The following is a 20,677-nucleotide window of genomic DNA, read 5'->3' on the forward strand; positions in this document are numbered from 1 at the left end:
CTCACCACTTTTCGAGTGGTGAGCCGTTTCTGTGTAGCGGTATTTAGGCTGCCTTTTAGCCTGAGACGCGGCCCGCGTTGCGCGTGGCCCACAACCCCAGAAAGGGACCAGGTGCCAGGAGCAGGAATAGGTAGCGGGCTTCGCAATAGGCCTGCAGAGCCGTGAAGCATTGCAAGCTGACGATCGTCAGCGCGAAGCCCAGGCAGGTGACCAGTGTGAGGGCGGTGCCTTTGAGGGCGGCAGGTGCATGCTGGGCCACCAACGTAGAAAACTGCGGCGAATCGGCTACCACGGCCATGCCCCACACTACCATGAGGACGGCAAACCAGGGCAGCGGCAAATACAGCAGTAGCAGCGGACTTAGCAGGCAGCAGCTTCCCGATACCCAGAGCGCGAGGCGGGCCGTGCGCAGCGTGCCAAGGCGCTGGGCCACGTAGCCGCTGGCCACGCAGGCCGGAGCCCCGGCCGCAATCAGCAGGAAGGCCAAACCAGCGGCCGGCACACTGCCGCCCGGGTGCAGGCGGCTGTAGGTAGCCAGCAGCAGCGGCACGAATGCCCAAAACGTGTAGAGCTCCCACATGTGGCCAAAGTAGCCGCACGCCGCTTGCCGGAACGGCCTATGCCGCCACACGGCGCGCACGGCGCTGAACTGCAGCCGGCTACCCGGCCGCCGAAACGGCCCGTCGGGCACCAAAAGCCACAGCAGTAGCCCGCCCCCGCAGGCCAGCCCGGACGTGGCCAGCACCACCGCTTGCCAGGCAAAGCCAGCGGTGAGCCAGCGCAACAGGTGCGGCAGCGCCGTGCCCAGCACCAGCGCCCCCACCAGATAGCCCAACGCTTTGCCCAGACCACCGACGAAATAGTCGGCCGCTATTTTCATTCCTACCGGATAAATACCCGCCAGGCACAACCCTGTTCCGAAGCGTAGCGCCAGCAGCGAAACCGGCGTTTGGGCCGGCACCAGCAGCGCCAGGTTGGCAAGACTGCCGGCCACGGCGCTCAGCAAGAACAGGCGCGAAGGCGACACCCGGTCGGCGAGCAGCAGCAGGGCGAAACAGAGCGTGCCGACGATGAAGCCCAGCTGCACGGCCGAAACCATAGTGCCGAGTGAGCTGCCCGTCAGGTGCGTAGCGCGCAGCAGATCGGGCAATACGATGTTGCCGGCAAACCACAGGGAAGTACCGGCAAACTGGGCCAGCACTACCGTAGGCAGCACCCAGCGGCGGGGTCGGTAGACGACGGATTGTTCCAAGAAGACAAGCGCAGAATGGAAGAAAAGCAACGGCTTTTCCGGTTCGGAATAGGAGTCCAAACTTACGCAAAACCCCTCGCCCACCGGCCCGCGCTGGCGCAGCGGGGTTCCCACTTTTCTGTAGAGAGTTCAGCAGGTTTGGAGGGTGTTGGGGATGTTGCAGCAAAGTCAGCTCTGTTCAAGCTGGCGTCTGCGTGGTACAGGCCTCTCGAGGAGGATGATGTTGGTAAAAGTCCGTCATGCTAAGCAAGGTCGAAGCATCTCCACTCCGCTAGGAAGTAGATACCATTGCGGTAGAGATGCTTCGACTGCGCTCAGCATGACATAGAATGAATACCGCACCCCGAAGCCCACTGCTACCGTCGGCGGAGGGCCAGATAATCCAGGTAGTAGAGCACTTTTACCGACACGGAGTTGGCGTGGGGCGTGGTGAGGGTGTTGTTCAGGTTGCGGAAGTAGAGCGGCGTAAAGTCCGGGGACTGGCTGCCGGGGCTGTTGGCATTTTTCCAAACGACGCTGATCTGGGAGCCGGGCGCGAACCACCACGCGTACACCGCGTCCACGTTGAAGGCGTTGTAGGTATTGTCGCGGGTGCGCTGGTAGTCGGCGAGCTGCTCGGTGCCGCCGGGGGCCAGGGTGGCAAAGTCGTGGTAGCGCACGTTGCTGGTATAGTGGCGCGTACGCAGCGTCAGCGACATGCGGTTGGTGAACGTGTAGGCCGCCGACAGCACGCTGGATACAGTGGCTACGTCGCGGCGGCCCAGCAGCGCCTGGCCTGCAAAGGGCTGGTCGAGCGGCTCCTCGGGGTCGAGGCCGCCGTTCAAGTAGCCGATTTGGTTCCGGCTCAGGCCCCAGTCGAGGCTGTAGCGAAACGTGAGGTGGTCGTTGACGCGGTAGCGCGGATACGCGCCCAGGGTATAGCTGGCGCGGCGGGGCCGGGGCAGGCGCGGCTCCTGGCCAAAGCGCTGCAGGCCCGCGTTCATACCCAGGGCAAACCGTTTGCGGGTATCGGAGTTAAAAAACACAACCAGACCGGTATTGGCAGGCACTCGCACGAAATACGTGCCCAACGGGATGCCCCGCTCCCGGCTGCGCGGCTCAAAGAAGTCGTGGGTTGCGGCGCTGAAACTCAAATCGTAGCCCACTTGCAGAAAGCTTTTCGTGAAGGTCGTGTTGAAGCCGTTGTAGAGGCTCAGGCTCTGGTAGCGCGTGGGCTGGTAGAGCAGCGAGTGGCTGACTTGTCCGAAAAAAGCCATGTTGTTGACCTTCCAAAACGGCTGGTACTTGCGGTAGGCCGCGTCGAACGACTGGCTGATGCTGTTGTTGCCAAACAGGATGCCCATGTCGTTGGGGTTATAAGTGCCCGACTCGATGCCGTGGTTGAGGTTCCAGGTGAAGCCGCCACTGATTTTACCCAGACCGATAGTGTACTTGTAGCCATCCTGGTCGTCGATTTCGGCCGCCGAGCCGAACACGTTGCCGCGCCGCCGCGAATACACCATACGCCCATCCAGGGCGTAGGAGTTTTGCTTGTTGGCGAAGCGAAACAGGCCGCCCGCCACGTTGGCGTCGTAGGTGCGGCCGGCGCGGGTCACGTTGGTGTTGATGAGCGAGACGTAGGAGTTATTTTTCAGCGACTGGTCGAGCACGGCAATGCTGTAGTTGCTCAGGGGCTGGGTCAGGGCGTCCCGCTCCTGGCCCGTTTCCAGGTTGCGGATGGTGGCATACATGTCGTTCGACACGGCATTGAACACGCCGATACCCAAGCCCTTGCTGGTGCGGCCCGATATTTTGGTGGCGTTCAGCAGCTGCGTTTCGGCGGGGTTGCGCACCAGCTTTTCGGTGCTGCCCACCAGCACATGCCGGAAGCCGATGGGCGCGGCCCCCACGCGGCGCGAGTAAAACAGATTGCCTTTGGTAAACAGCTCGGTGCCTTCGGTGAAAAAGGGCCGGTTTTCGTTGAACTGCACCTCAAACGGCGACAGATTCAACACCTGATTATCGCTCTGCACCTGCCCGAAATCGGGCACCAGCGTGGCATCGAGCGTGAAGCTCTCGTTGATACCCCACTTCACATCAGCGCCGCCGTTGAAGCTCGTCGTGGTGCGCCGGCTGCCCTCGCCGCTCAGCGGGTTGTGGTTCACGTAGCCCGACACGTAGGGCGAGAGCGAGAGGCGCAGCGGGGGCTGCACATCGCGCAGGCCACGCAGCTCGCCCCACTGGTTCACGAAACCATCGACGGTGGGCCTCACTTCATTCCAGAAAAACTGCGCGTTGTCGCGCTTGCGCTGGCGGGCAAAATTGAGCCCCCACAGCTGCTCCGACGCCTTGCTGAAGCGAATAGCCGAGTAGGGAATGCGCAGCTCGGCCACCCAGTCGGTGCCGCGCCGGGTGGTGCGGGCATCCCAGACGGCGTTCCAGTTGAAGTCTTCGCCGCCGGCCGGCGAGTAGCGGGCATCCAGCTGCACCCCCGAAGTCGTGACGGTGAAATTGTAGCCGTTCAGCTGGTCGTGGTAGGTATCCAGGAACACGGAAAACAGGTCGGTATTGCCGAACTGGTCGCGCTGCGTTATCTCGCGCAGAATGGAGTCCGGTGAGGAATCGTGCATCACGGCCCCGATGTAGAGGTTAGCATCGTCGTAGAGCACCCGCACTTCGGTTTTGTGCCGCTCGGGCACGCCGGGGTTGGGGCGCTGCTGCACGAAGTCGGTAGCAACCGCGGCCTGCTGCCAGGCTTCCTCGTCGAGTACGCCATCGAGCTTCAGGGCCGCCGTGGTGCGCAAGGCCTGCAGCTGGCGCTTGGGAGATGCCTGGGCGGGGGCGGCGGTTGGCAGTTGGGCCACGGCCCAGCGGCTATGCCAGCTCAGCACCAGAAACAGAGCCCAGGAAAGAAGCGTACGAGTGCAGCGCATAGCAGAGAGGGTTTGGCGGGTAAGACAGAGGTATAGAATTGAGCAAAGACCGGCCGTGCTCCGAACCAAGGGGCAAAGCGGTGCCCGGCAGCGCCAAATGCGCGCGAAAAACAGGTCCGGAAAACCGGGAAGGAAGTGGCAAGCCGAAGCGGCAGATTGGCTAACGAAGCCCCGAAGAGCCGTCGGCACTAGCAGGCAGCAGTAGACACTGCTCTACTTCCCGAAGGTTACAGCCGGCCCTATATTTTATTTGGCTTTCGGTACTGGTGAGGCAAACGCTGCTTCATGGCTGAGATTTTCTAAAAAGCCGATTCCGTCCTGCCTCATCTGGCATCCGCTTGTCGAAGCAGGACACGAAAAGCAAAATCCCCACACACGCTCTAAACCCGCTTGCGCAAAAACACGAAAAGGCCTGGCTACCGCAGCAGCCAGGCCTTTTCGGGGCTCAACCACCGACAGGCTACTTACCGTCCAGCAGGTTGTAGAGCATCCAGAGCACCGACAGAATAGCCATGCTGTACCAGCTCCACTTGCTGTAGGCATCGTCGGAGTCGTCGTCTCTTTTGGGTCGCAGATTTAGTCCGGGCAGCTTCATACTATCCAGTCGTCAGGCGTTGTATATAGCAGTGCAGCTATTTAGGAAGTCTATCGAACGTCATGCTCATCTGGCGTCCGCGTAGTCGAAGCATCTCGCGTGCAGTAGCACTCAGATTACCAGTGCACGCGAGATGCTTCGACTAGCGGACGCCAGATGAGCATGACGTTCAATTTGATTTCAGCGACTTCCTAAACAGCTTCATTATTATACAGACGCCCACGGCTATTGTTACTGCCGTAATCCCCAAAAATCCCCTATTGCTTTACCTACAGCTGCAACAGCACCTGCTCAATATCGGCGAACAGCGGCCGCGCCGCCGCTACGGGCTGCACGCACTGCTGCTGCAGCTCGTGCAGGGAGGCAAAAGCGGCGGGCGCGGTGGCGCAATGCTCCAACAGTTCCTCCAGCAAGCAGCCAAAGGCCCGCACTTCCAGGCGCTGTAGCGCGGCGGCCGTAGCGGGAGCTTCCGGGTCAAAAAAGCTGGCTGCGCCAAAGTCGCTCAGCAAACAGTCGCCGGCGGCGGTAACCAGGATATTATGGGCGTATAAGTCGCCGTGCAGAATGCCGCGCTGGTGCAGGTGCGCCGCCGCCGCCGCAATGCCCCGCACGATGCGCAGCACCACGGCCGGGCCGAAGCTCGTGCCGGCCGCATACACGTCGCGGGTGCAGGTGGCAAAGCTCGGCGGCCCGGCCAGGTTGCCAAACGCCGGGTCAATCAGGGCCAGCACCAGCCCTTCGGCCCCGGCTGGGTGCCGCCCGATTTTGCCCTCCACCGTTGTCAGATTGGGATGCGCTCCGGCACTGATGCAGGCCACCATTTCGCTGTGCGGCAATCCGTCGCTGGTCACTGCGCCTTTAAACACCTTCACGGCTACTTCGCGCGCGGCGGCGGCCTCGGCCGGCTGCCAGCTGGCCTGCGAGATGATGCCCGAAGCACCCTCGCCCAATTGCCGGCCAATGCGCAGCGCCTGCCACTCGATGGTGCCAATAGGATGCTGTGCTTCGGCCAAGGCTTCGGTGGCGGCGCAAAACGGATTGCCGGCGTAGGCCAGCCACGTGAGGCGCGGCAGCGCCAGCAGCCACTCGGGCAGCGCCGTGAAGCGGTTGGCGGCCAGGCGCAGCAGCTCCAGCCGGGTGCAGGCCTGCATCGTTTCGGGCAGGCGTTGCAGCTGGTTGCCGGCCAGCAGCAGCTTTTGCAGCTGGGTGCAGCGCCCTATTTCCTCCGGCAGCTCTCGCAGCTGGTTATCGGTCAGAATAAGCCAGCGCAGGGCCGGTGGCAGAGCCGCGCCGGGCAGCGTCTGAATTTGATTGGCCTTGAAGCCCACCATGCGTAGCTGCTGGCACTGGCCCAGCGCGGTGGGCAGCTCGGTAAACTGATTGTCGGAGCAGAACAGGATGCGCAGCTTGTGCAGGCGACTCAGGTCGGCGGGCAGGGCCGAGAGGCTATTGCCCGACAGATTCAGGATTTCCAGCGTGTCGGCCAGATCGAATATTTCAGTCGGGAATTCGGTCAGGCCGCAGGCTAAGTCGAGACGGGAGGAGCCGGCCAGCTTCCCGGCGCGCAGCTGTTCTAGGGTATGCATGGCGCAAAGGTCGCGAAGGAAGACCTGACGACCATGAGGCTCGGGCAGTTTAGGGCTGACAGGGCCGGTTGGCTGAGCCAGCTCACCTACACAAGCGAGCCACGCAACCCGAGCCACATTTCCTTGTGTATCTTCAACCTTTCACTCACTCCCGATGGGCCTCCCACTCATGTCCAACCTATTTGCCTCTCCCGGCCGGCTGCTGCTGGCCAATTCCCTACTCGCATTTAGCCTGGCGGCCAGCGTAGCGCCTACCACCAGCCTGGCCCAGACGACCGCCGCTGCCAATCCGCTGCTGGCTCCCTGGGCCGGCCCGTACGGCGGCATTCCGCCCTTCGATAAAGTGACGGTAAGTCAGTTTGAGCCGGCTCTGGAAGCCGGTATGGCCCAGAATCTGGCCGAAATTCAGGCCATTGCCACCAACGCCCAGGCACCTACGTTCGACAACACCATTGCCGCGCTGGAGCGGGCCGGGCAACGGCTCGATGAGATTCAGACCGTGTACGGCATCTGGTCGGGCACGCTGAGCACGCCCGAAGTGCAGGCCATTCAGCGCAAGATGGCCCCGCGCATGGCCGCGTTTACCGACCAGATCAGCCAGAACGAGCCCTTATTCCGGCGCGTGGAAACGCTCTACAATTCGCCCGACAAGAAAAAGCTTACTCCCGAGCAGCAGCGCCTGACGTGGGTGTACTACAACAACTTCGTGCGGGCCGGCGCCAAGCTCGATGCCACGGCCAAGACGCGCCTGTCGGCCATCAACCAGCAGTTGGCCGGCCTTTTCACGCGCTTTAGCCAGAACGTGCTGGCCGATGAAACCGACTCGGTGCTGGTGCTCAAAGCGCCCGCCGACCTGGGCGGCTTATCGGCTTCCCTGCGCGACGACGCGGCCAATGCCGCCGCCGCCCGCAAGGTTGCCGCCGCCGGCGTCATCACCAACACCCGCTCGTCCATCGACCCCTTCCTGACCTACTCCGACCAGCGCAAGCTGCGCGAAAAAGCCTGGCGCATGTTCGTGAACCGGGGCGACAACGGCGGGGCCCACGACAACAACGCCCTGATTACCGAAATTCTGCAGCTGCGCGCCGAGCGGGCCAAGCTGTTGGGCTACAAAACCCACGCCCACTGGCGGCTCGACAACACGATGGCCAAAACGCCCGAGAAGGCCATGGCCCTGATGGAGCAAGTCTGGACGCCGGCCGTAGCCCGCGTGAAGCAGGAAGTAGCCGACATGCAGGCCCTGGCCAAAAAAGAAGGCGCTACGTTCCAGATCGAGCCCTGGGACTACCGCTACTACGCCGAGAAAGTGCGTAAGGAGCGCTACGACCTCGACCAGAATGAAGTAAAGCAGTATCTGCAGCTCGATAAAATGCGGGAAGGCATGTTCTGGGTGGCCGGCGAGCTGTTCGGCTTCACCTTCAGCCCCGTCAGCAACGTGCCCGTGTACCACCCCGACGTGAAAGTGTGGGAGGTGAAAGATAAGACCTCCGGCAAGCCGGTGGGCCTGTGGTATTTCGACCCCTACGCCCGGCCCGGCAAACGCTCGGGGGCCTGGATGAACGCCTACCGCAACCAGGAGCGCATGGACGGCAATGCTGTGACGACCATCGTATCGAACAACTCCAACTTCGTGAAGGGCAAGGACGGGGAGCCCACGCTTATTTCCTGGACCGATGCCACAACGCTGTTTCACGAGTTTGGCCACGCCCTGCACGGCCTCTCGTCCAACGTGACTTACCCAAGCCTATCGGGCACCAGCGTCGTGCGCGACTACGTCGAGTTTCCCTCGCAGGTGCTCGAAAACTGGCTTGCCACGCCCCAGGTGCTCCAAAAGTTTGCCGTGCACTACCAGACCGGCAAGCCCATTCCCCAGGCGCTGGTCGACCGCATCGAAAAAGCGGCAACGTTCAACCAGGGCTTTGAAACCACCGAGTTTCTGGGCAGCGCCCTCATCGACATGAAGCTGCACCTGGCCGGCGACCGGAAAATTGACCCCGACAAGTTTGAGCGCGAAACGCTGGCGCAGCTGGGCATGCCCCGCGAAATCGTGATGCGCCACCGTACGCCGCAGTTTTCGCACGTCTTTTCCTCCGATGGCTACTCGGCGGGCTACTACAGCTACCTGTGGTCGGTGGTGCTGGCGGCCGATGCCTACCAGGCCTTCACCGAAGGCGGCGGCCCCTACGACAAAGCCGTGGGCCAGCGCCTGACCAAGAGCATTTTCTCGGTCGGCAACACCGTGGACCCAGCCGATGCCTACCGCACTTTCCGGGGCCGCGACCCTCAAATTGAGGCGCTGATGCGTGAGCGGGGCTTCCCCGTAACGACCAGCAAGACGCCTAAAGCCAGCAAGCAGCCCGCCGCTAAACCAGCAGGCAAGAAAAGCTAAGCCGAGCTATAGTCTGGGCTTGACAATAGAATCGGCTGCATTGCATCCGAGCTTAGCGAACTGGAGTTCGGCGTTAGCCAGGTACTTCTACCGCACAAAAAAGGTGGCCTTTCGCAAGGCCACCTTTTTTGTTACAACAGTTCTAGACCTGTTTACAGCCTGTCGGCTACTTCACACTTAGGCGAGGTCGAACCGGCCAAGATTCATCATCTTGGTCCAGACGGCCACGAAGTCAGTTACGAACTTCTCTTGAGCATCTGAGCAGCCGTAGACTTCGGCCAGGGCCCGCAGCTCGGAGTTGGAGCCAAAAATCAGGTCCACGCGGGTGCCGGTCCACTTTACTTCGCCGGTTTTCCGGTCACGGCCGTGGAAGGCATTTTGCGCATCCGACGTGGATTTCCAGGTGGTTCCCATGTCGATCAGGTTCACGAAAAAGTCGTTGGTCAACGCGCCCGGACGGTCGGTGAAGACGCCGTGCTTGGATTGGTCGAAGTTGATGTTGATAGCCCGCAGGCCCCCGAACAATATCGTTAGCTCGGGCGCGGTCAGCGTCAGCAGCTGGGCTTTGTCGATCAGCATTTCCTCGGCCGCCGCCTTGTGGTGCGACTTTAGGTAGTTGCGGAACCCGTCGGCAGCCGGCTCCAAGGCCGCGAATGATACGACATCGGTTTGCGCCTGGGAAGCATCGGCACGGCCGGCGGTGAACGGAACCGTCACCTGATGCCCGGCCTGCCGGGCAGCTTGCTCAATGCCTACCCCACCTGCGAGTACAATCAGATCAGCCATTGAAACCTGCTTGCCGCCAGCCTGGGCACCGTTGAACTCCCGCTGAATACCGTCGAGCTTCTGCAACACCTGCGCCAGCTGGGCCGGGTTGTTTACTTCCCAGTGTCGCTGCGGGGCCAGGCGCAGCCGTCCACCGTTGGTGCCACCGCGTTTGTCGGAGCCCCGGTAGGTGGAGGCAGAAGCCCAGGCAGTCGATACCAACTGGTACACCGACAGGCCGGAAGCCACGATTTTCTCTTTCAGGGCCGTAACATCCTGGTCGTCAACCAACGCGTGGGTAACGGCTGGGATTGGGTCTTGCCAGAGCAATTCTTCTGTGGGCACTTCCGGACCCAGGTACCGCTCTTTCGGGCCCATGTCGCGGTGCGTCAGCTTGAACCAGGCCCGGGCAAAGGCATCGGCAAACTCGGCCGGATTCTGCTGGAAGCGGCGCGAAATAACCTCATACGCCGGGTCTACGCGCAGGGCGATGTCCGTGGTGAGCATGAAGGGAGCGTGCTTCTTGGCCGGGTCGTGGGCATCCGGAATGGTGCCGGCACCGCCGCCATCGACGGGCCGCCACTGGTGCGCGCCGCCGGGGCCCTTGGTCAGCTCCCACTCGAAACCGAACAGAAAATCGAAGTAATCAGTGCTCCACTTGGCGGGCGTGCTGGTCCAGGCGCCTTCGAGGCCGCTGGTGATAGTGTCGCTGCTATGGCCCTTGCCGAAGCTATTGCGCCAGCCCATGCCCATTTCTTCCATGGTAGCACCGGCGGGCTCCGAACCTACGTGTGCGCCGGGGTCGGCAGCACCGTGCGTTTTGCCGAAGGTGTGGCCGCCGGCAATCAGGGCCACCGTTTCTTCGTCGTTCATGGCCATGCGGCCGAAGGTTTCGCGGATGTCGTGGGCCGAGCGTAGCGGGTCGGGCTCACCGTTGGGTCCTTCCGGGTTCACGTAGATGAGGCCCATCTGCACGGCCCCGAGCGGGTTGTCCAGCTTGCGGTCGTCGGTGTAGCGCTTGTCGCCGAGCCACTCGGTTTCGGGCCCCCAGTAAATGTCTTGCTGCGGCTCCCACACGTCTTCACGCCCACCGCCAAAGCCGAAGGTTTTGAAGTTCATCGACTCCAAAGCGCAGTTGCCGGCCAGAATCATCAGGTCGGCCCAGGAGATTTTCTGACCGTATTTCTGTTTGATGGGCCACAGCAATAGGCGGGCCTTGTCCAGGTTGGCGTTGTCGGGCCAGCTGTTGAGGGGCGCAAAGCGCTGGGCCCCGGAGCCACTGCCGCCCCGGCCGTCGCCGATGCGGTAGGTGCCGGCGCTGTGCCAGGCCATCCGGATGAAAAACGGGCCGTAATGGCCGTAGTCGGCCGGCCACCAGTCCTGCGAATTCGTCATCAGCTCGAACAGGTCCTGCTTAACGGCATTCAGGTCCAGCTTCTTGAACTCCTCGGCGTAGTTGAAGTCCTTGCCCAGTGGGTTGGAAAAGGAGTCATGCTGGCGCAGAATACTCAGCTTTAGCATGTTCGGCCACCATTCGCGGTTGGTGCGGCCGCCGCCAGCGGTTTGTTTCACCGCGCCGCTGCTAAAGGGGCATTGGGCCGCCGGCTCGTTCAACTCGTACAGGATTGAGTTTTCGGGGGGAAGGTTATGCAGGTTGCTGTCCATGTTGAATTTGGGTTTCACTTCACGCCTTTACAATTCTTATTTCACCGAAAAGTTTGCACTTCTACCTGTGGAGCTGTCTTGAAGCTGATCCGCTGCTCGGGGCCAGCTGACCGCAGCAGCAGTACCCTTCCGTTACAAGGTCCTGACAAGGTGGTTGGGAGGCTTCAGCAGCATTCCGTAGGCCACGAAAATCGGTTTTTTTTTCTGAATCTCACAGGCACTGCCGTAGCCTGCTATTCTGGTGGCGGCAAGGCTCGTAGCGGTGTATTGGCCTACTGCGCCAGCTGTGCGTAAAGCCGCGCCAGCGTGGCCGCCGCATCCTCGCACAAGCCGGGGTGCACGGGCGAGGTTTGGACCACGGTGCTGCGCGTGGCCGTGAGCCAGCGAAACCGCTCGGCCAACGACAATGCGCCAATGGTGCCGCCCTCGGGCCGGCCCCGGCAAATTCGTTCGAAGGCCCCCAAGCGCCCGGCCAGCTCCTCCAGGTCGAGGCCGGCGCTGGCGAAGGCTCGCAGCCGCTCCTCGGGCAGAGCGCACCGGGTTTGCAGAAATCCCTGGGCCCGGCAGTACAGAATGACGCCGACGTTCAGGAATTCTTCGCGCTCCACGCGGGGCACCACGCGCAGCACGGCGTACTCAAATAAGTGCTTTTCGGGCATCTTCGGCTTCCTGAACAAAGGTTTCTGAGGCGGCAAGGCGGTGTTGCAAAAACCCAACGTAGGCAGTCCGCTGCTCCTGGGCAGTAGCCGCCGGCTGCTCGGCGACGGCTTCCAGCAGCCACTCGTCGGGCACCAGCGCCACGATGCCGCTGAGCACCTCCGGCGTGAGCAGGGCGCGACTCTCGGCATCGACGGCAGCCAGCTCGCTGGCCTGGGGCAGCAGCACGTGGTCTTTCACCTGGGCAAAGGCGCGGGGCCGGGGCGCGGCCCAACCGGGGCCCGCATGGTGCACATACAGCGCCGCGCCGTGGTCAATCAGCCACAGCTCCTTGTGCCACATCAGCAGGTTGGTATTGCGGGCCGTGCGGTCCACGTTCAGCGCCAGGCAGTCGAGCCACACGATTTGGGAGGCCAGCCGGGGCTCGATGGTCGTCACCAGCGCGTCGAAGGTAATGGCCCCGGCCAGGTAGTGCAGGCCCAGATTCAGGCCGGTGCTGGCGCGCAGTAAGTCTTGAATTTCCTCATCGGCCTCGCTTCGCCCGAAGGCTTCGTCGAGGCGGCAAAAGACGAGCTCCGGCATGCGCAGGCCCAGCGCCCGGGCCAGCTCGCCCACAATCAGCTCCGCAATGAGGGCCTTGATGCCCTGCCCCGCTCCCCGAAACTTGACTACGTACAGAAACTCATCCTCGGCCTCCACCAGAGCGGGCAGGGAGCCGCCCTCGCGCAACGGCGTGACGTAGCGGGTCACATCAACGGTTCGGAGCTGCGGAATACGAACGGGCATAGAGCACGGAAAGGAAAAACAAGCCGGGCAAAGGACGGATAATTCCGGCAGTTTACGGGCATTTCCGGCGGGTTGTGGGCCTTTGGGCGCGTGGCACTGGGTTACTCTGGAGACACAGTATCGGGGCGGGGCAGTGCCAGACGCCCAAGCCGGAATGTTTAATGCCTCTGGAAATAATCTTGTACCGCAGCGTTGGCACAACCGCCGCAATGCGTTGTGTGATACAGCATGGACGGGGCCGCAGTCAAACCACCTGTGCTACCAGCCACGCAGTATCCCGTAGTCGCTGGCACCAGGAAGTTGACGCCGGAAAATTCGGCAGCCAGCGCATCCAGCAGCTCCGGGCGGCGGCCCATGACGGCAATGGCGCGCACGCCGCGCTGCCCCGGCTCGGCTACGAGGGCTTTGCCAATGCTGCCACTGCCCTTGGTTATGAGTACCTTCTTGTCCCGCAAGTCTATGGTGTCCTGCTTTAGCGTTTTGACTTAATTCACGTGACCCAGGGCAATAAATGGACCCTGCGCAATGCAGAAAACTCCCTTTACAACCTTTGACGAACCGCTGGACGAATCCAGCCTTCATGCGCTCCTACGAACATTACCCTGACCGATACATTCACACAGTTTCAGGACTTCTGCCTCCCCGGCATCATCGGCGAGCTGAACGACCAGCACATCAAGATTGCCAAGATGAACGGCGAATTCATTTAGCACAGCCGCGCCGAAGAAGACGAGCTGGTTATGGTGGTCCAGGGCAAGCTGCTGATGGACTTTGGGAACCCGTCCGAAACTTGCCGCTCCCTCAGGCACTGGCGGCAGCCTTCGTGTGGTGGTAGGCCGGCTTACGCGGGGCCAGGTCGCGCAGGTACTGCAAATCCAGGATGCTAAAGCCCACTTTGGAAAAGAATGGAACCACCACGAACAGCAGCGTTTCGGTAGTCTGGTTGAGAAGGCCGAGGCCCGACGGCCCCAGTGCCCAGATGGTGGGGTAGCTGAACCAGAGCACGGTCAGCACGCTGGCCAGCTTCGTGTAGATACCGCCCAGCTCCGGGTCGCTGTCGAAGGCAATGCGGCGCACGGGGCCCCACACCAGCGAAAGCACCGCCACAAAGGCCCCCACCCCGCACAGGTACCACACCAAACGCGCGGTACTCGATTCGGACAAGTCGGCCAACAGGCCGCAGACAATCATCACCACATCGGCCGCCACCAAGCCAAACAGCAGGGTTTTGCTGCGGTCATCTTTGGGCACGTAGAACATGGCCGTGAAGGCCAGCGCCAGCAGCAGCAGCGGCGTGCTCACCACCCAGTCCATATAGCGGGCATAGTGCGTAATCTGCCCCGCCACCTGCGTTTTGCCCTGGCCCAAGGCCATGCCCATGTACGCCAGCGCCGACCAGATGGGAATCATCATGGCGATGCTGTACTCGTATTGCGGTACGCCTTTGGGGTTGCGGCTCCAGGCCCAGAACAGCAGTGCGCCCCCTATCATCGAGCCCACGTACAGCCAGTGGAGTAAGGTTTGAGTATCCATTTCAAGCGGGGTATTTGAGTGAAAAAAGCAAACAGTTACCATACCCTTACTGAGGGGCGGGGCTTTGAGTTATAGTTGGAGAGCATCAAAAAGGGTGGGGCAATCGGTCAGTATCCAAGGCAGCAGGGGGTAAAGCTGCTGATTGGGTCATTGTTTTCCCCGATGATTACGGCTTTCCAAGCTGCCCTGAGAGGTGGTGACCACCACTACCCCACACTTTTCGATGCTCTCCAACCCTCACTCCGAACGCTACCTGTCGGGCAAACCGGGCAGCCTCCCATCCCACGGCAGAATCCGGCCTGCGCTGGCAGACCGGAACCCGACCGCGGCAGAGGCGTAAGCTTCTGGATACCCCAACGCGCCGCATCACCTCCTATGCCCCCTCTGAACCCCGAAAAGCAGCAACTTCAGCACGAGCGCTACCAGCTGCTGCAGCAGCTCACCGACTGGCTGGAAACGCCCATGCTGGTGCTGGGCTTCGGCTGGCTGCTGCTGCTGGGCGTCGAGTTGCTCTGGGGGCTGACCCCGGCGCTGGAGCTGGCGGGAACCATCATCTGGGTGATTTTCATCCTGGATTTTCTGGTCAAGTTCATCCTGGCCCCGCAGAAGCTGTCGTTTCTTAAGCAGAACATCATCACGCTGATTTCGCTGCTGGTGCCGGCCCTGCGCCTGTTTCGGCTGGCGCGCGTGTTTCGGGCGGCCAGGGCCGTGCGCGGCCTGCGGCTGGTGAAAGTGGTGGGCTCGCTGAACCGGGGCATGAAGGCGCTGGCCGCCAGCTTCGGCCGGCGCGGTGTGGGCTACGTGCTGGGCCTGACGGGCGTGGTGATGCTGGTGGGAGCGGCCGGCATGTATGCCTTCGAGAAAGACGTGCACGACGGCCTGCGCACCTACCCCGACGCCCTGTGGTGGACGGCCATGCTGCTCACCAGCCTGGGCAGCGAGTATTGGCCCAAAACCGGCGAGGGACGCGCCTTGTGCTTTCTGCTGGCGCTCTACGGCTTTGCCGTATTTGGCTATTTCACGGCTACGCTGGCCACGTTCTTCATGGGTCGCGACGCCGAGAACCCGCAAGCCGAAGTGGCTGGGGCCGCCGCCGTGGCGGCCCTGCACGAGGAGGTGCGCCAACTGCGCGCCGAGCTCCGGCAAGTGCCCTTGCCCGCCGCCCCCGCCGCCCCACCTAAACTTAACCAGTAGATTTTCATAACGGGCGTAGCTCAACCTTTGCCGGTAGCTGGGGTATAACTGGGGCTGGGGGCTGCGCGACTGGTGCCGCGGGTCATTGCGGAGGCGGGCCATTCCCGCTGCGCCGTGGTGCCAGCCCGCAACGATTTCAACGACCAGACCACGCAGCAGCGGTTGGAGATGGGCCAGGTAACAAAGCCGGCGGTACATTAACTTTGCAGGCTTGACCAGGTTGCTGGGTTGACAACACCCGAAACACCCCCCGTAGGCCCGGCGGCCTAGCCGTCACCTCGGGCACCCGACCGCCGGCCCGCCGGCCTTTCCCCTTTACATGATGAATGCAACAACCCGGAACGAAGAAAACACCATGCAGGCGGAAATAGCCGAGTTTGCCGCGCTGCTGCAACAGCAGGGGGTGTACGCAGCCCTGGGCTACCTGAACCACCGCACGCCCCACCGCTACACCGGAGTGTGGCGCTTCGATGGGGACATGCTGCGCAGCGAGGTGCTGTTTGACCGGAATACGCCCGACGTACGGCAGGGGGCCGACGCGCCCATGGCCGCCACGTACTGCTCGCTGGTGGGCCGCCACGAGGCACCGGTGCAGATTTTGGACGCCGCCGTGGACCCGCAGGCGCTGGGCATCGAAACGCCGGTTATTTCCTACTGCGGCGCGCTTGTCCGCGACGGGCAGGGTAAGGCTTTCGGCACGCTGTGTCACTACGACCTGCAGCGCTGCCAGGAGCGCACCACCGACCAGCCTCTACTACATGCCGCGGCGCAGCTGCTGTACGATAGCCTGCACCCGAGCGGGGCGAAGTAAAACAGGGTAGTTGAGCGGTGTGCTATAGGGTTCCGGCGGGGTGAAGAGGCCCGCCACCAAGGCATCGCTGCGGAAGCGCGCTTCCGCCGGGCGGCTCCTGCACCGGGTTGGCCGGGCGAATGCTACTTATTGTTCATGCTCAATCCCCCGCTATGGATTTTTCCCTTGCTTGGCAGAAGCTCAACCAGATTGGCCACGACCTGATGCTGGCCCTGCCCAACATCGTCTTCGGCCTGGTGGTGTTCGTGGGATTTATGCTGCTGGCCCGCGGTGTCCGCGCGCTGGTGCAGCGCGTCACGCGCAGCAAAAACAACAATCATAATCTCTCCGTGCTCCTGAGCCGCCTGGCTTACGTGGCCATGCTCGTCCTGGGCGTGCTGGTGACGGTCACCATCATACTGCCGGGCTTTACACCCGCCAGCCTGGTCAGCGCGCTGGGCGTGGGGGGCATTGCCATCGGCTTTGCCTTCAAGGACATCTTTCAGAACTTCCTGGCCGGCATCCTGCTCCTGCTCACGGAGCCGTTTAAGATTGGCGACCAGATTAAGTACCAGGACTTTGAGGGCACCGTGGAAGACATCCAGACCCGGGCCACGGCCATCAAAACCTACGACGGCCGCCGCGTCATCATTCCCAACGCGGAGTTGTTTACCAACGCCGTGACTGTGAACACGGCTTACGACAAGCGCCGCCTGCAATACGACGTGGGCATCGGCTACGGCGACGACATTGCCCGGGCCCGGGAGCTGATGCTCGAAGCCATGCGCGAAACCGCAGGGGTGCTCCAGGACCCCGCCCCGGACGCGCTGGTAATGGACCTAGCCGAAAGCTCGGTGAACATCCGGGCGCGCTGGTGGGTCGACCCACCCCGGCAGGCCGACGTGCTCGACGCCCAGGACAAGGTACTCGAAGCCATCAAAAACAAGCTTAGTGAGAATGGCATTGACCTGCCCTTCCCCACCCGGCAAATTCTGTTTCACGACCAGACCGAAGCCACCGACGGCAACCGGCGGCAGCAGCGCGAAGGCTGGCCTGCGGGCCAGGGCGATGTGCCCCCGGCCCGGGCGGAGGTGGCCCGTCCCTCATCGTCCCAGCCAGGAGAGCCAACCGCCTAGCCCATTAGGGGTAGCTATAGTAGGATCAGAAAATATCAGCCGGGAAAATCTGAGCTGGTTGGCGTCTCGCGAAACGGTCGTTTTTCGCCCCTTGTAACGAGAAACCCCTGTTCGTCTCAGCAGTTGACAAGCCCTCGCCTGCCCTCTCCCGAACGATGCTCGTATGCCTTCATGCCCCCTACCTCTCTGTCTGAACTAGCCCTGCTGTTTCTGCGCCTGGGCTCTACGGCCTTCGGTGGGCCGGCCGCCCACGTCGCCCTGATGGAAGAGGAGGTCGTGCGCCGCCGGGGCTGGCTCACCCAGCAGCAGTTTCTGGATTTGTTGAGCGCGGCCAATCTGATTCCCGGCCCCAACTCCACCGAGTTGGCCATTCACATCGGCTACGAGCGGCGCGGCTGGGCCGGACTGCTGGTGGCCGGCACCTGCTTTATCCTGCCGGCCGTGTTCATCGTCATGGCGTTTGCCTGGGCCTACGTGCGCTTCGGCACGCTGCCGGCGCTCGCCGGCGTACTCTATGGCGTCAAGCCCGTCATCGTGGCCGTCGTGGCGCAGGCGCTCTGGAGCCTGGGTAAATCGGCGCTGCGCACCTGGTCGCTGCGGGGCATCGCCGTGGGGGCGCTGGGCCTGGGCCTGTTGGGGGCCAATGAGCTGCTGCTGCTCTTCGCGGCGGGCGTGGCTAGCGGCGCGCGGCGCTGGCCAACGTTGGCGCATAAAAAAGTACCGCCGGCCCTGCTGCTCCTGGTGGCGGCGGTGGCGGCCCTGGCCCTGCTGCCGGCCCTGCTGGGCCTGGGGCCGGGCGGTACTCCTGCGACTGGGGCCGCGGCCCCGCTCGGGCTGCTGCCGTTGGGGCTGGCCTTTGTTAAAATCGGCTCGGTGCTCTACGGCAGCGGCTACGTGCTGCTGGCTTTCCTCGACGCCGACCTGGTGCAGCGTTTCCACTGGCTCAGCCAGGGCCAGCTGCTCGACGCCGTGGTGGTGGGCCAGGTGACGCCGGGTCCGGTATTTACCACCGCCACCTTCGTGGGCTACGTGTTGCAGGGCTGGCGCGGAGCGCTGGTGGCCACCGTGGGCATCTTCCTGCCCGCCTTCCTATTCGTGGGGCTGAGCCTTAAGCTGGTGGCCCAGCTCCGGCAATCCCCGCTGGCCGGGGCCTTCCTCGATGGGCTGAACGCCGCCTCCTGGGCCCTGATGGCGGCCGTTTCGCTCACGCTGGCCCGCACGGCCCTGCTGGACGGGCCTACGGTGGCGCTGGCGGTGGTCAGCGCCGTGCTACTGCTGCGCTACAAGGTCAGCTCGGCCTGGCTGGTGCTGGGCGGGGCGGCGCTGGGCTATGGACTGCAACAAACCGGCCTGCTATGAAATTACCCTCCTGCCTTTCCCCCACCTGCGGAGCGGCCTAAACCCAGGGTGGCACAGAATTCAACAAACTGATTACCATATTTATTAGGTCCAACACGCCGCTGAAGAGCGAGAGATTTAGCAGCGTTGGCCCCGGTAAAAGGTTGGTGCCGATGGTATAGGAGGAAATCGACCGCATCGACCCGCAGGCCTTCGTGGTGATGCACAGCGTGCGCGAAACCAAGGGCGGCCTCGTCAAGAAGCGCCCGCTCCACTAAGCTGGCTTGGCCGACCGGTTTGGTCCCGGGCTCCTTCCCGCCTCTAATCAGTTTCGCATGGTCCAGTCCTTAACTGAGCACTTGGCTGCCCGGGAATGGCTCGCCATCACCCCGCAGCTCGTGGTGCATTGCCGGTTCAACCCGTTGTACGACGTGCTCGACGGCTACCGGGAAGAACCCCTGTCCACCGCTGAATGCAGCCACCTGACGGCTTACCAGCAGCACTGTCAGCGGGCCCTCAAAACCCTTTACGACACGCTGGGCGCCCTGCCGGCCGACAACCTCACCATCCGCTCCCCCCACCACGTTCACCATCTGTTCGCGGGAATACGAGGTGCACGGGGACGTTACCGTGGTCCGCTGCAGTGCGAGGGTACTGACCCGTTGCAGCCACTCGGGCGGTAATATTTCGTACGGTACTATTTACCTGCCCACAGGGCCGCTCGGGCCTGCTTTTGCTTTTCTATGTCGATTTACAACGTTGCCCTGGTCTTGCTGGGCGTCGCCATTCTGGGCGTGGCATGGCTGCCCTCGCTGCTGGAGAAATTCCCGCTTTCGTACCCCATTCTCTACATCGGGCTGGGGCTGGGCGTGTACACCCTGCCGCTGGGACTGCCAGCGGCTGATCCCTTTCAGCACCCCAAGCTGGTGACCCACCTGTCGGAGCTGTGCGTCATCGTGGCCCTGACCGGTACGGGCCTGAAAATTGACCGGCCGTTTTCGCTGCGCACCTGGCGCACGCCGCTGCTGCTGGTGCTGGTGCTGATGGGGTTCACTATCGCGGGGCTGACGCTGGCGGGCTGGGCCCTGGCCGGGCTGGCCCTACCCTCGGCCCTGCTGCTGGCCGCCGCGCTGGCCCCCACCGACCCCGTGCTGGCCGGCGACGTGCAGGTGGGCGACCCCGGCGAGGGCCGCGAGGACAACGTACGCTTTGCCCTCACCGGCGAAGCGGGCCTGAACGACGGCCTAGCCTTCCCCTTTGTGTACCTGGCCCTGGCCCTGCTGCCGGCGGCACTGCCCCTGTCGGCCCGGCTGCTGGAGTGGGCATGGCTGGACGGGCTGTACCGCGTGGCGGCGGGCGTGGGACTCGGATGGCTTTCGGGCCGGCTGCTGTCCTACCTGATTTTCAACCTGCCCAAGCGGCTTAGCCTCAAACCGAGCGCCTACGGCTTCGTGGCGCTGGCCGTGACGCTCACCAGCTACGGCGTGACCGAGCTGCTGCACGGCTACGGCTTCCTGGCCGTGTTCGTGGCCGCCGTGACACTGCGCAGCCGCGAGCGCAAGCACGAGTACCACAAGCAGATGCACGCCTTCACCGACCAGATGGAGCGCCTGCTGATTGTCATCATCCTCATTCTATTCGGCGGAGCCCTCGCGGGCGGGCTGCTGGCCCCGCTCACCTGGCCCGCCGCCGCGGTGTGCCTGCTGCTGCTGCTGGTGCTGCGGCCGTTGGGCGGCATGCTCACCCTTATGAGGTCTAAGCATGTGACCGTGGCCGAGCGCGGGGTAATTTCCTTCTTTGGCATTCGGGGCATTGGCTCCATCTTTTACATTGCTTTTGCGCTGGAAAAGGCCCCCTTTCCGCAGGCCCGCCTGCTCTGGGCCATGCTGGGCTTCACCATTCTGGTCTCGGTTGTGCTGCACGGGGTACTGGCCACGCCTGTTATGAACTGGCTGGACCGGCGCCATGGCCGCCCCAGCACCGCCGAAATCAACGCGGACGCCAAGACCGTTCCCGAATAGGGATTCCTCTTTCCATATGAGCCGTATTGTGAAACGCCCGCCTGCGCAGATTTTCTCT

17 protein-coding genes are annotated in these 20,677 nt (G+C 62.8%); 8 read left to right on the forward strand and 9 right to left on the reverse strand.

The annotated features are described in order from the left end of the window. Positions 1 to 55 precede the first annotated feature (55 nt). The 4 genes from E5J99_RS07250 to E5J99_RS07260 all read right to left on the reverse strand — a co-directional run bounded on the left by E5J99_RS07250 (position 56) and on the right by E5J99_RS07260 (position 6,345). Positions 56 to 1,252: an MFS transporter gene (locus E5J99_RS07250; RefSeq protein ID WP_135497056.1), complete on the reverse strand. Its 1,197-nt coding sequence runs from the start codon at positions 1,250 to 1,252 to the stop codon at positions 56 to 58. Positions 1,253 to 1,608: 356 nt separating this feature from the next. Then, positions 1,609 to 4,164 (reverse strand): DUF5916 domain-containing protein, encoded by a 2,556-nt coding sequence (locus tag E5J99_RS07255; protein WP_135497057.1) that lies wholly within the window; start codon positions 4,162 to 4,164, stop codon positions 1,609 to 1,611. 460 nt (positions 4,165 to 4,624) lie between these two features. Beyond that, positions 4,625 to 4,759 carry a hypothetical protein gene (locus E5J99_RS22010; protein ID WP_262712974.1) on the reverse strand — a complete coding sequence of 45 codons (135 nt, stop codon included), beginning with the start codon at positions 4,757 to 4,759 and terminating at the stop codon, positions 4,625 to 4,627. Positions 4,760 to 5,028: 269 nt separating this feature from the next. Beyond that, entirely contained in the window at positions 5,029 to 6,345 is a 1,317-nt protein-coding gene (locus tag E5J99_RS07260; RefSeq protein ID WP_135497058.1) for a leucine-rich repeat-containing protein kinase family protein, read from the reverse strand. A gap of 169 nt (positions 6,346 to 6,514) precedes the next feature. On the opposite strand from E5J99_RS07260, the gene E5J99_RS07265 reads away from it, so the two are divergent. After that, positions 6,515 to 8,734, forward strand: a complete 2,220-nt coding sequence (locus E5J99_RS07265) for a M3 family metallopeptidase (protein ID WP_167852031.1) — start codon at positions 6,515 to 6,517, stop codon at positions 8,732 to 8,734. Between the two features lie 177 nt (positions 8,735 to 8,911). On the opposite strand, the gene katG is transcribed toward E5J99_RS07265, so the two are convergent. The 5 genes from katG to E5J99_RS07290 all read right to left on the reverse strand — a co-directional run bounded on the left by katG (position 8,912) and on the right by E5J99_RS07290 (position 14,140). Continuing rightward, positions 8,912 to 11,164: a catalase/peroxidase HPI gene (gene katG, locus E5J99_RS07270; protein WP_135497060.1), complete on the reverse strand. Its 2,253-nt coding sequence runs from the start codon at positions 11,162 to 11,164 to the stop codon at positions 8,912 to 8,914. Positions 11,165 to 11,436: 272 nt separating this feature from the next. Continuing rightward, positions 11,437 to 11,823 carry a DUF3037 domain-containing protein gene (locus tag E5J99_RS07275; RefSeq protein ID WP_135497061.1) on the reverse strand — a complete coding sequence of 129 codons (387 nt, stop codon included), beginning with the start codon at positions 11,821 to 11,823 and terminating at the stop codon, positions 11,437 to 11,439. Then, a complete protein-coding gene (locus tag E5J99_RS07280) occupies positions 11,801 to 12,607 on the reverse strand; it encodes a HipA family kinase (protein WP_135497062.1) in 807 nt (268 codons plus the stop codon). Before E5J99_RS07280 ends, E5J99_RS07275 begins: the two co-directional genes overlap by 23 nt. A gap of 158 nt (positions 12,608 to 12,765) precedes the next feature. After that, the gene (locus E5J99_RS07285; protein ID WP_135497063.1) at positions 12,766 to 13,062 is read right to left on the reverse strand and encodes a hypothetical protein; all 297 of its coding nucleotides are present in this window, start codon (positions 13,060 to 13,062) and stop codon (positions 12,766 to 12,768) included. 346 nt (positions 13,063 to 13,408) lie between these two features. Next, the gene (locus tag E5J99_RS07290; RefSeq protein ID WP_167852032.1) at positions 13,409 to 14,140 is read right to left on the reverse strand and encodes a bacteriorhodopsin; all 732 of its coding nucleotides are present in this window, start codon (positions 14,138 to 14,140) and stop codon (positions 13,409 to 13,411) included. A 375-nt stretch (positions 14,141 to 14,515) separates the two neighbouring features. On the opposite strand from E5J99_RS07290, the gene E5J99_RS07295 reads away from it, so the two are divergent. The 7 genes from E5J99_RS07295 (at position 14,516) to E5J99_RS07325 (ending at position 20,619) form a co-directional block, all read left to right on the forward strand. Continuing rightward, the gene (locus E5J99_RS07295; protein ID WP_135497065.1) at positions 14,516 to 15,334 is read left to right on the forward strand and encodes an ion transporter; all 819 of its coding nucleotides are present in this window, start codon (positions 14,516 to 14,518) and stop codon (positions 15,332 to 15,334) included. Between the two features lie 319 nt (positions 15,335 to 15,653). Continuing rightward, the gene (locus tag E5J99_RS07300; RefSeq protein WP_135497066.1) at positions 15,654 to 16,145 is read left to right on the forward strand and encodes a hypothetical protein; all 492 of its coding nucleotides are present in this window, start codon (positions 15,654 to 15,656) and stop codon (positions 16,143 to 16,145) included. 152 nt (positions 16,146 to 16,297) lie between these two features. Beyond that, on the forward strand, positions 16,298 to 17,260 hold the full coding sequence (locus tag E5J99_RS07305; RefSeq protein WP_135497067.1) for a mechanosensitive ion channel family protein: 963 nt from the start codon (positions 16,298 to 16,300) through the stop codon (positions 17,258 to 17,260). A 171-nt stretch (positions 17,261 to 17,431) separates the two neighbouring features. Continuing rightward, positions 17,432 to 18,619, forward strand: a complete 1,188-nt coding sequence (chrA, locus tag E5J99_RS07310) for a chromate efflux transporter (RefSeq protein ID WP_135497068.1) — start codon at positions 17,432 to 17,434, stop codon at positions 18,617 to 18,619. A 167-nt stretch (positions 18,620 to 18,786) separates the two neighbouring features. After that, positions 18,787 to 18,876, forward strand: coding sequence for a DUF2179 domain-containing protein (locus tag E5J99_RS07315; protein WP_135497120.1), 90 nt, complete (start codon positions 18,787 to 18,789; stop codon positions 18,874 to 18,876). A gap of 57 nt (positions 18,877 to 18,933) precedes the next feature. Further along, entirely contained in the window at positions 18,934 to 19,281 is a 348-nt protein-coding gene (locus E5J99_RS07320; protein WP_135497069.1) for a hypothetical protein, read from the forward strand. A 60-nt stretch (positions 19,282 to 19,341) separates the two neighbouring features. Next, positions 19,342 to 20,619, forward strand: coding sequence for a cation:proton antiporter (locus E5J99_RS07325; protein ID WP_135497070.1), 1,278 nt, complete (start codon positions 19,342 to 19,344; stop codon positions 20,617 to 20,619). Positions 20,620 to 20,677: the final 58 nt, after the last annotated feature.

The organism is Hymenobacter elongatus (assembly GCF_004745955.1).
Lineage (GTDB): Bacteria > Bacteroidota > Bacteroidia > Cytophagales > Hymenobacteraceae > Hymenobacter > Hymenobacter elongatus.

Coding starts and splice junctions, on each gene's coding strand:
- E5J99_RS07255 (WP_135497057.1), bottom strand. CDS start 4,164: ATGCGCTGCACTCGTACGCTTCTTTCCTGGGCTCTGTTTCTGGTGCTG.
- E5J99_RS22010 (WP_262712974.1), bottom strand. CDS start 4,759: ATGAAGCTGCCCGGACTAAATCTGCGACCCAAAAGAGACGACGACTCC.
- E5J99_RS07260 (WP_135497058.1), bottom strand. CDS start 6,345: ATGCATACCCTAGAACAGCTGCGCGCCGGGAAGCTGGCCGGCTCCTCC.
- E5J99_RS07265 (WP_167852031.1), top strand. CDS start 6,515: ATGTCCAACCTATTTGCCTCTCCCGGCCGGCTGCTGCTGGCCAATTCC.
- katG (WP_135497060.1), bottom strand. CDS start 11,164: ATGGACAGCAACCTGCATAACCTTCCCCCCGAAAACTCAATCCTGTAC.
- E5J99_RS07275 (WP_135497061.1), bottom strand. CDS start 11,823: ATGCCCGAAAAGCACTTATTTGAGTACGCCGTGCTGCGCGTGGTGCCC.
- E5J99_RS07280 (WP_135497062.1), bottom strand. CDS start 12,607: ATGCCCGTTCGTATTCCGCAGCTCCGAACCGTTGATGTGACCCGCTAC.
- E5J99_RS07290 (WP_167852032.1), bottom strand. CDS start 14,140: ATGGATACTCAAACCTTACTCCACTGGCTGTACGTGGGCTCGATGATA.
- E5J99_RS07295 (WP_135497065.1), top strand. CDS start 14,516: ATGCCCCCTCTGAACCCCGAAAAGCAGCAACTTCAGCACGAGCGCTAC.
- E5J99_RS07300 (WP_135497066.1), top strand. CDS start 15,654: ATGATGAATGCAACAACCCGGAACGAAGAAAACACCATGCAGGCGGAA.
- E5J99_RS07305 (WP_135497067.1), top strand. CDS start 16,298: ATGGATTTTTCCCTTGCTTGGCAGAAGCTCAACCAGATTGGCCACGAC.
- chrA (WP_135497068.1), top strand. CDS start 17,432: ATGCCCCCTACCTCTCTGTCTGAACTAGCCCTGCTGTTTCTGCGCCTG.
- E5J99_RS07320 (WP_135497069.1), top strand. CDS start 18,934: ATGGTCCAGTCCTTAACTGAGCACTTGGCTGCCCGGGAATGGCTCGCC.
- E5J99_RS07325 (WP_135497070.1), top strand. CDS start 19,342: ATGTCGATTTACAACGTTGCCCTGGTCTTGCTGGGCGTCGCCATTCTG.